This window comes from Lysobacter sp. 22409, from assembly GCF_052045105.1.
In the GTDB taxonomy this organism is placed as follows: domain Bacteria; phylum Pseudomonadota; class Gammaproteobacteria; order Xanthomonadales; family Xanthomonadaceae; genus Lysobacter; species Lysobacter antibioticus_B.
Genome location: NZ_JBQEOE010000082.1, coordinates 1 through 8,704, shown reverse-complemented (window position 1 = coordinate 8,704; position 8,704 = coordinate 1). Strand labels below are relative to the sequence as shown.

4 protein-coding genes are annotated in these 8,704 nt (G+C 66.4%); 3 read left to right on the top strand and 1 reads right to left on the bottom strand.

Features of this window, described 5'->3' with window-relative positions; genetic code table 11:
* Positions 1–199: 199 nt before the first annotated feature.
* Complete coding sequence (locus tag ACTJJK_RS22675; RefSeq protein WP_440731316.1) at positions 200–1,975, bottom strand: peptide MFS transporter; 1,776 nt, start codon at positions 1,973–1,975, stop codon at positions 200–202.
* Between the two features lie 577 nt (positions 1,976–2,552).
* On the opposite strand from ACTJJK_RS22675, the gene ACTJJK_RS22670 reads away from it, so the two are divergent.
* The 3 genes from ACTJJK_RS22670 (at position 2,553) to ACTJJK_RS22660 (ending at position 8,506) form a co-directional block, all read left to right on the top strand.
* Positions 2,553–4,493 carry an OPT family oligopeptide transporter gene (locus tag ACTJJK_RS22670; RefSeq protein ID WP_440731315.1) on the top strand — a complete coding sequence of 647 codons (1,941 nt, stop codon included), beginning with the start codon at positions 2,553–2,555 and terminating at the stop codon, positions 4,491–4,493.
* Between the two features lie 106 nt (positions 4,494–4,599).
* Positions 4,600–6,687 (top strand): prolyl oligopeptidase family serine peptidase, encoded by a 2,088-nt coding sequence (locus tag ACTJJK_RS22665; protein WP_440731314.1) that lies wholly within the window; start codon positions 4,600–4,602, stop codon positions 6,685–6,687.
* 559 nt (positions 6,688–7,246) lie between these two features.
* The gene (locus tag ACTJJK_RS22660; RefSeq protein WP_031374010.1) at positions 7,247–8,506 is read left to right on the top strand and encodes a DUF819 family protein; all 1,260 of its coding nucleotides are present in this window, start codon (positions 7,247–7,249) and stop codon (positions 8,504–8,506) included.
* Positions 8,507–8,704: the final 198 nt, after the last annotated feature.

Sequence of the window (8,704 nt, the reverse complement as noted above, 5' to 3'; positions counted from 1 at the left end):
CGAGAAGTGAGTGGGGAGAAGTGAGGAGTGAGCAAGGGCCGTCGCCGCTGTCCTGCTCGCTTTTCGCGCCAGTCGCCAGCAGGTAGTAACGAGTAAGCGTTGCAACTCGCTTCTCACTCCTCCCTTCTCACTCCTCAAACCTCACTCCTAAAACCTCACTCCTAAAACCTCACTCCTCGTTACCCAGCTCCTGCCCGCCTCACTTCACCCCGTGCATCCAGCGCCGCAACAGCGGCGACAGCAGCAGGAACAGCACGCCCGAGCCGATGCCGAGCCACATCAGCATCGAGAACAGTTCGGCGTAGTTGGCCGAAGCCGAGGCCATGTCGATCGCGCCGCCTTCCGGGATCTCGACCGAGGCGATCTTGGCGAACTGCGCGGCCAGCACTTCCGAGAACGCGGTGGCCAACCAGAACGCGCCCATCATCAGCCCGACCACGCGCGCCACCGAGAGCTGGGTCACTGCCGACAGGCCGATCGGCGACAGGCACATCTCGCCGACTTCGAGGATGAAATACGCGGCGACCAGATACCACACGCTGGCCATCTCGCCGCTGCCCGACACTTTCGCCGCGGCCATCAACGGCAGGAACGACAGGCCGGCGAAGATCAGACCGAGCGACATCGTCACCGGCTTGCTGGGGTTGCGCCCGCGCCGCGCCAGCCACGGCCACAGCCACGAGAACAGCGGCGCCAGCACCACGATGAAGAAGGCGCCGAGATAGGTCAGCGAGCCGGCGGTCTGCGGCACCAGCACCACGTCGTGTGCGGTCGCCAGCGCCAGGCCGAGCGCGAGCAGGCCGACCAGGAGCTTGGCCAGTCCGTCGCGGCCACGGTCGCTGGCCATCAGCGCCGCGACCATCAGCGGCGGGCTGAGCGCCATCGAGAACGCCGACCAGGGCAGGGTCGGTGCGTACCCGCCGACGGCGAGGCCGAACATGTCCTTGGTCATCAGGCGGTCGTTGAAGGTCACCCAGGATCCGTAGGTCTGCTCGTACAGGGTGAAGAAGATCAGCACCGCGAAGATCAGCACCACCAGGGCCAGCATCTGTTGGCGCTCGACCGCGCTGCACTGGCGGGCGATGAAGCCGAAGAACCAGACCAGGAACACCAGTAGGGTCGCCAGCATGATCGCCAGCGCCGCGGTGAAGCTGAGGCTGCCGAGGCTCAGGGTGATCTTCGAGGCGACCTGGATCGTGCCCCACATCACCAGCACGCCCAGGGCGGTGCCGAGATAGATCCACACTTCGCGCGAGAACGGGCCGACGCGCTCGCGCAGGCGCGACGCGTCGCCGGGTTCGGCATGGCCGCGCAGATAGCGCTGGCCCCACAGGAACATCAACAGCCCGGCGACCATGCCGACGCCGGCGGCGCCGAAGCCGTATTTCCAGCCGTAGGTCTCGCCGAGGAAGGCGCAGATCAGCGCCGAGAACAGCGCGCCGACGTTGATGCCGGCATAGAACAGGGTGAAGCCCGAATCGCGGCGCGGGTCGTTGAGCTCGTAGAGCTTGCCGACGATGGTCGAGATGTTCGGTTTGAGAAAACCGACGCCGCTGATGATCAGCGCGAGCGACAAATAGAACACCTGCAAGGCGGTCTCGTCGCGCACCGCCACGCCGTTCACCATCTTGGCGGCGTGACCCTCGTAGGCCATGCCCAGGTGGCCGAGCACCAGCAACACGCCGCCGAGCACGACCGCCTTGCGCATGCCGAGGTAGCGGTCGGCGAGCAGGCCGCCGATCACCGGCACCGCGTACACCAGCCCGCCGTAGGCGCCGATCAGGTCGTAGCCGGCGTCGTCGCCGAACAGGTGGTACTTCAGCAGATACAGCAACAGCAGCGCCTTCATTCCGTAAAACGAGAAGCGCTCCCACATTTCGGTGAAGAAGCAGACGTACAGGCCCTTGGGATGGCCGAGGAAGTCGTCGTTGCGCGGTGCGACCGGCGCCGGGTTCGAAATACTGCTTGCGGGCACGAGCGGATTCCCTTCGGACCAGGAGCGGGCCGGGAGGCGGGAGTATAGGGCGGGGCAGGCGGTCGAGGCCCCGGGGCGGGGCGTGAAGGGGAGGCGGCGCGGGAAAGAGATTCGATGGGGCCGCTGCCCTCATCCGGCCCTGCGGGCCACCTTCTCCCGTGAACGGGAGAAGGGACAGCCTTCGATGCGGTCTGTTTCGAGTCCCTGCACTCGCCCACCTAACGGTCGCTCTCACGCTCCTGCTTGCGCTCCCTCTCCCGCTTGCGGCGACCGCAGGCAGTGCAAGGCTGAGAGGGCTGGGGTGAGGGCAGTGGTGAGGGCCGCTCGCTCCTGTTCGCGGCCACCAGCGAGTCCTTGTCCCGACCATCCAACCCCTTTCCCGCAGAAACCCGGGGAATTCCGCCCTCGCCGCCCTCGGTCGCGGCTTTTTGCCCAATCCCGCTTTTTGCCGCACTGCACTTTTACAGGGGCCGGCGGCGGATGCGATCATCGGCGGATTGCGTGGCGCCCGGTCCTTGCCGGCCGGCTCCGCACATACGCTGCCGCACTTGAACGATCACCCGCGATGGAGACGCCGATGGCCTCGTCCGCTACGCCCCAATTAACTTTCCGAGCCGTCCTGCTATCCGTCTTCCTGGCGGTGATCCTGGCAGCAGCCAATGCCTACCTGGGCCTGTTCGCCGGCCTGACCATCGCCACCGCGATCCCGGCCGCCGTCATCTCGATGGGCGTGCTGCGCCTGCTCGGCGGCGGCACGATCCTGGAGAACAACATCGTCCAGACCGGCGCCTCGGCCGGTTCCTCGATCGCCGCCGGCGTGATCTTCACGATCCCGGCGCTGGTGATCCTGGGCTACTGGCAGGACTTCCGTTATTCCTGGGTGCTGGCGATCGCCGGCCTCGGCGGCCTGCTCGGCGTGCTGTTCTCGGTGCCGCTGCGCCGCTCGATGATCGTCGAAGACCCGCTGCCGTTCCCGGAAGGCAAGGCCGCGGCCGAAGTGCTCAAGGCCGGCGAGAACCCGGGCCCGGGCCTGAAGATTCTCGCCCTGGCCGGCGGCATCGGCGCGCTGGTCAAGGTCGCCGCCGAGAGCGGCATGCGCCTGATCCCGGACAACGCCATCGTCTCCGGCTGGATGGGCAAGTACCTGGGCTTCATGGGCACCAACCTGTCGCCGGCGCTGCTCGGCGTGGGCTACATCGTCGGCCTCAACGTCGGCATCGTGGTGGTGTCCGGCAGCATCCTGTCGTGGCAGTTCGCGATTCCGATCTACCACATGTTCTTCCTCGGCTCCGACCCGGAACTGGCCGCGCGCATCGCCGACGGCAGCGCCGAGCAGATCGGCCGCGCCATCTGGTCGGCCAAGGTGCGTTACCTCGGCGTCGGCACCATGCTGATCGGCGGCGTCTGGACTTTGTTCTCGCTGCGCAAGTCGCTGATGTCGGGCGTCAAGAGCGGCCTGGCCGCGGCGCGCAAGGGCAGCGGCGGCGTGGTCGCCGAGACCGATCGCGACCTGCCGATGAAGTGGATGCTGATCGCCCTGGTCGCGTTCGTGATGCCGCTGTTGCTGTTGTACCAGGCCATCGTCGGCAACTGGTTCGTCAGCGTGCCGATGACCATCATCATGATCGTCGCCGGCTTTTTGTTCGTATCGGTATCGGCCTACCTGGCCGGCCTGATCGGCTCGTCCAACAACCCGGTGTCGGGCATCACCATCTCGACCATCCTGTTCGCTTCGACGGTGCTGGTGCTGATGCTCGGCCGCGACTCGCCGATCGGCGCCGTCGCCGCGATCATGATCGGCGCGGTGGTGTGCTGCGCCGCGGCGGTCGGCGGCGACAACCTGCAGGACCTCAAGGCCGGCTACATCGTCGGCGCGACTCCGTGGAAACAGCAGTTGATGCTCGGCATCGGCACGTTCTCGTGCGCGCTGATCATGGCGCCGGTGCTGAACCTGCTCGCCGCCGCCTACGGTATCGGCGCGCCGACCGCGGAGCATCCCAACTCGCTCGCCGCGCCGCAGGCGACCTTGATGGCTTCGGTCGCCAAGGGCATGTTCGGCGGCGAACTGCCGTGGACGATGATCGGCATCGGTGCCGCCATCGGCGCGCTCATCATCGCCTTCGACGAATGGCTGAAGTCGCGCAAGGCGAAGTTCCGCGTGCCGGTGTTGGCCGCGGCGATCGGCATCTACCTGCCGCTGGAACTGATGGTGCCGATCTTCCTCGGCGGCCTGCTCTCGCACATCGTCGGCCGTCGCCGCGGCCTGACCGCGAACAGCGACGAAGCCGAGGTCGACCGCGTGCACCGTCCCGGCACCTTGTTCGCCGCCGGCCTGATCACCGGCGAAGCGCTGATGGGCATCGCCATCGCGTTCCCGATCGTGATCAGCAAGCGCGCCGACGTGCTGGCCCTGCCGGAACGCTTCCACTTCGGCGCCGGCATCGGCCTGCTGGTGCTGGCGGTGGTGGTGTGGCTGTTCTACCGCAGCAGCCGCAACGCGCCGGTGCCGCAAGCTTGATCCGATTCGACGGCCCGGCGCTCAGCCGGGCCGTTCGTCTTCAATCCCTCGCCGATCGCTGCGCATCCGCTCGATCGGCCGATCCGATAACGCAAGAGGTTTCGCCATGACGCCACGCCACGCACTCCTGCCGATGGCCCTGCTGCTGGCCTGCGCATCCGCGCCGGCTTTCTCGCTCACGCCGCCGCTGCCGCGCGGCCTGGAAGTCCGCGATCTGGCGACGATGGACCGCGTGTCCTCGCCGACCTTGTCGGCCGACGGCCGTCTGTTGGTGTTCGCCCAGCGCAGCGTCGACTTCGCCGCCAACAAGTCCTCGACCTCGTTGTGGATCGAAGACCTGTTCGCGCGCGATGCGGCGCCGCCGAAGCGGCTGACCCCGGAAGGCTGGAACGTCAACTCGCCGTCGTTTTCGCCGGACGGCAAGCTGGTGTATTTCCTCAGCGCCAAGAGCGGCAGCAACCAGCTGTATTCGATCGACTGGGCCGGCCGCGGCGCGCCCAAGCAGCTGACCGCGTTCGACGGCGACGTCGGCGATTACCAGATCTCGCCCGACGGCAAGCGCGTGGCGTTCAACGCCGAAACCTATGCCGAGTGCGCGGCCGACCTGGCCTGCACCAAGAAGAAGCTCGACGCGGCCGAGAAGAACAAGGCCAGCGGCATGGTCTTCGACCGCATGTTCATCCGCCACTGGGACGCCTGGAACGATGGCCGCCTCAACCGTCTGTTCGTGACCGAGCTGCCGGCCGCCGGCAAGACCGTCGCCACCGCCAAGCTGGTCGGCGCCGACGTGATCGGCGACGTGCCCTCGCGTCCGTTCGGCGACAGCAGCGAATACACCTGGTCGCCCGACGGTCGGTCGCTGGTGTTCAGCGCGCGCAAGGCCGACGCCAAGGAACCGTGGTCGACCAATTTCGATCTTTACCTCGTCGCCGCCGACGGCAGCGGCGCGGCCAAGAACCTGACCGCGTCCAACCCCGCCTGGGACACGGGCGCTGTGTTCGCCGCCGACGGCAAGACGCTCTATTACCGTGCGATGAAGCGTCCGGGCTTCGAGGCCGACCGCTTCGGCCTGTTCGCGCTCGACCTGGCCAGCGGCAAAGCGCGCGAGATCGCGCCGGACTGGGACCGTTCGGCCGAGAACATCGTGCTGTCGGCCGACGGCAAGACGATTTATACCTTGGCCCAGGACGTCGGCCAGTTGCCCCTGTTCGGCGTCGACATCGCCAGCGGCAAGCCGACCCGTTTGATCGGCGACGGCAGCCTCGGCTCGCCGCAGCTGGCCGGCAAGACCTTCGCCTTCACCCGCAACAGCCTCAAGAGCGGCGATCAGATTTTCGTCGGCGGTCTCGACGGCGCACCCGAGCGCGCGATCACCCCAAGCGCCAGCCAACGCCTGCCGGGCGTGCGTTTCGGCGAGTACGAGCAGTTCGACTTCAAGGGCTGGAACGGCGACACCGTGCACGGCTATGTGGTCAAGCCGTGGAACTACCAGGAGGGCCAGAAGTATCCGGTCGCGTTCCTGATCCACGGCGGCCCGCAGGGCAGCTTCGGCGACGGTTGGAGCTATCGCTGGAACCCGCAGACCTATGCGGGCCAGGGTTATGCGGTGGTGATGATCGATTTCCATGGTTCCACCGGTTACGGCCAGGCCTTCACCGATGCGATCAGCGAGCATTGGGGCGACCGCCCGCTCGAAGACCTGCAGAAGGGTTGGGCGGCGGCGCAAAAGAAATACGGCTTCCTCAACGGCGACAAGGCTTGCGCGCTCGGCGCCTCGTACGGCGGCTTCATGGTCAACTGGATCGCCGGCAACTGGCAGCAGCCGTGGAAGTGCCTGGTCAGCCACGACGGCGTGTTCGACCAGCGCATGATGGGTTACGCGACCGAAGAGCTGTGGTTCACCGAGTGGGAGCAGGGCGGCACGCCGTACGACGTACCGAAGAACTACGAGAAGTTCAACCCGGTCAACCACGTCAAGGACTGGAAGGTGCCGATGCTGGTGATCCACGGCCAGCTCGACTACCGCATCCCGGTCGAGCAGGGCATCGGTGTGTTCACCGCGCTGCAGCGCCAGGGCATCGAGTCGAAGTTCCTGTACTTCCCGAACGAAAACCACTGGGTGCTCAAGCCGCAGAACAGCGTGCAGTGGCACGACACCGTCAACGGCTGGCTGAAGCAGCACATCGGCGAGTAAACGCCGCTCCGAATGCCTAGGCATCAGTGCCCCTTTGAAAAAAGGGCAAGGGGATTTGCTCTTCGCTCTTAGGGCAAAGCAAATCCCCCACGCGCCGATCGTCGAATCGACATCGAACAACGCAACGCGCAGCCCCCTTTGTCAAAGGGGGCGACGTTATCGTCGCCTGCAACTCGGGGCTTGGCGATGATGCGGTCGCGGTCGTAGCAATGGCAGTGGTCGCAGCCCCGACAACGGCAACCGCAACAGCAACAGCAGCCCAGCAACAACAGCTACTTTGCCTTAGCTGTTCCCCCCTTTGAAAAAGGGGGGCAGGGGGGATTTGCCGTTCCGACACCCAAGACGAATCCCGCCCCGCCGATTCGCCGCCCGGGCTTCTTTATCGCAGCGCTGCGTCGTTCTCCTGAATGGCGGTTCTTCCAGATGGGAGGTGACGACCGCGCTCCCTCTCTACGAGCAAGCCCGCTGCCATTCGGCACCGACGGCCCTTGCTCCAACCCCGCATCCGAAGTAAAAGCGAGGACGCTTTACCGCTCGCTCATCCCTGGGGAACACCGGCATGCCAGAAACCGCCCGCACGGCGCTCATCAGCAACGACATCGTCGTCCTCGGCCTGATTGCGGCGACGCTCGGGCTGGTGTTCTGGACGTCTTCGCGCGAGACCGGGCTGTGGAAGAAGTTCTACACCTACGTGCCGGCCCTGCTGCTGTGTTACTTCATTCCCGGGATCTACAACACCATCGGCCTGGTCGACGGCGCGAATACCAAGCTCTATAACCCGGTCGCCAGCCGGGTGCTGCTGCCGGCGGCGTTGGTGCTGCTGACCTTGACCATCGACCTCAAGGGCGTGTTGAAGCTCGGGCCGAAGTTGCTGGTGATGTATGCGGTCTCGTCGCTCAGCGTGATGATCGGCGCGATCGCGGCTTTCCTGCTGATGCGCGCGGTGCATCCGGAAACCGTGGCCGGCGATACCTGGGGCGGCATGGCAGCGCTGGCCGGCAGTTGGATCGGCGGCGGCGCCAACATGCTGGCGATGAAGGAGATCTTCCAGGTCGACGCGACCACCTTCGGCCAGTTCGCGGTGGTCGACGTCGGCGTCGGCTATGTCTGGATGGCGGTGCTGATCTTCCTGGCCAGCCGCGCCCAGGCCATCGATGCGCGCAGCGGCGCCGACACCCGCGGCATCGAGGAGCTCAAGCAGCGCATCGAACAGTTCCAGGCCCAGCACCAACGCGTCGCCAGCCTCAGCGACCTGGCGATGATCATCGGCATCGCCTTCGGCGTGGTCGGGCTCGCGCACGCCATCGCGACGCCGCTGTCGGGCTGGTTCGCGGCCAACGTGTCCTGGGCCAAGACGGTCAGCCTGCACGAGCCCTTCTTCTGGGTCGTGGCGATTTCCACCTTCGCCGGCCTGGCGCTGAGTTTCACCCGCGCGCGCACGCTGGAAGGCGCGGGCGCCTCGAAGATCGGCAGCCTGCTGCTGTATTTCCTGATCGCCTGCATCGGCCTGCAGATGGACATTCTGGCGCTGCTCGACCGGCCCTGGTTGTTCGCGCTGGGCCTGATCTGGATCTCGATCCACATCGTGCTGCTGTGGACGGTCGGGCGCCTGTTGCGCGTGCCGTTCTTCTATTTCGCGATCGGCTCGCAAAGCAACATCGGCGGCCCGGCTTCGGCACCGGTCGTAGCCTCGGCCTTCCATCCCTCGCTGGCACCGGTGGGCGCTCTGTTGGGCACCCTGGGCTACGCGACCGGCACGGGCCTGGCCTACATCGTCGGCATCACCCTGCGTTCGCTGGCGGGTGCGGCGCCGGCTTGAGGCGAGGGCGGCCGCAGCGCGGGCAACCACCACCGTTGCCGTTGTAGTTGCCGTGAAGATTTTGCCGTGGCCGTGGCCGTGGCCGTGGCCGTGGCTTTTGCTGTTGCTGTGCGTCGCCTCGCACTAGCGAAGGCTATAGAAGACCCGGAGGGCGGCCCGCATGGATGCGGGCCGTTTTTCATCGGGACAGGGATGTCC

Bases quoted from the DNA above. Each gene is read 5' to 3' on its own strand.
- ACTJJK_RS22670 (WP_440731315.1), top strand. From the start codon at position 2,553: ATGGCCTCGTCCGCTACGCCCCAATTAACTTTCCGAGCCGTCCTGCTA.
- ACTJJK_RS22665 (WP_440731314.1), top strand. From the start codon at position 4,600: ATGACGCCACGCCACGCACTCCTGCCGATGGCCCTGCTGCTGGCCTGC.
- ACTJJK_RS22660 (WP_031374010.1), top strand. From the start codon at position 7,247: ATGCCAGAAACCGCCCGCACGGCGCTCATCAGCAACGACATCGTCGTC.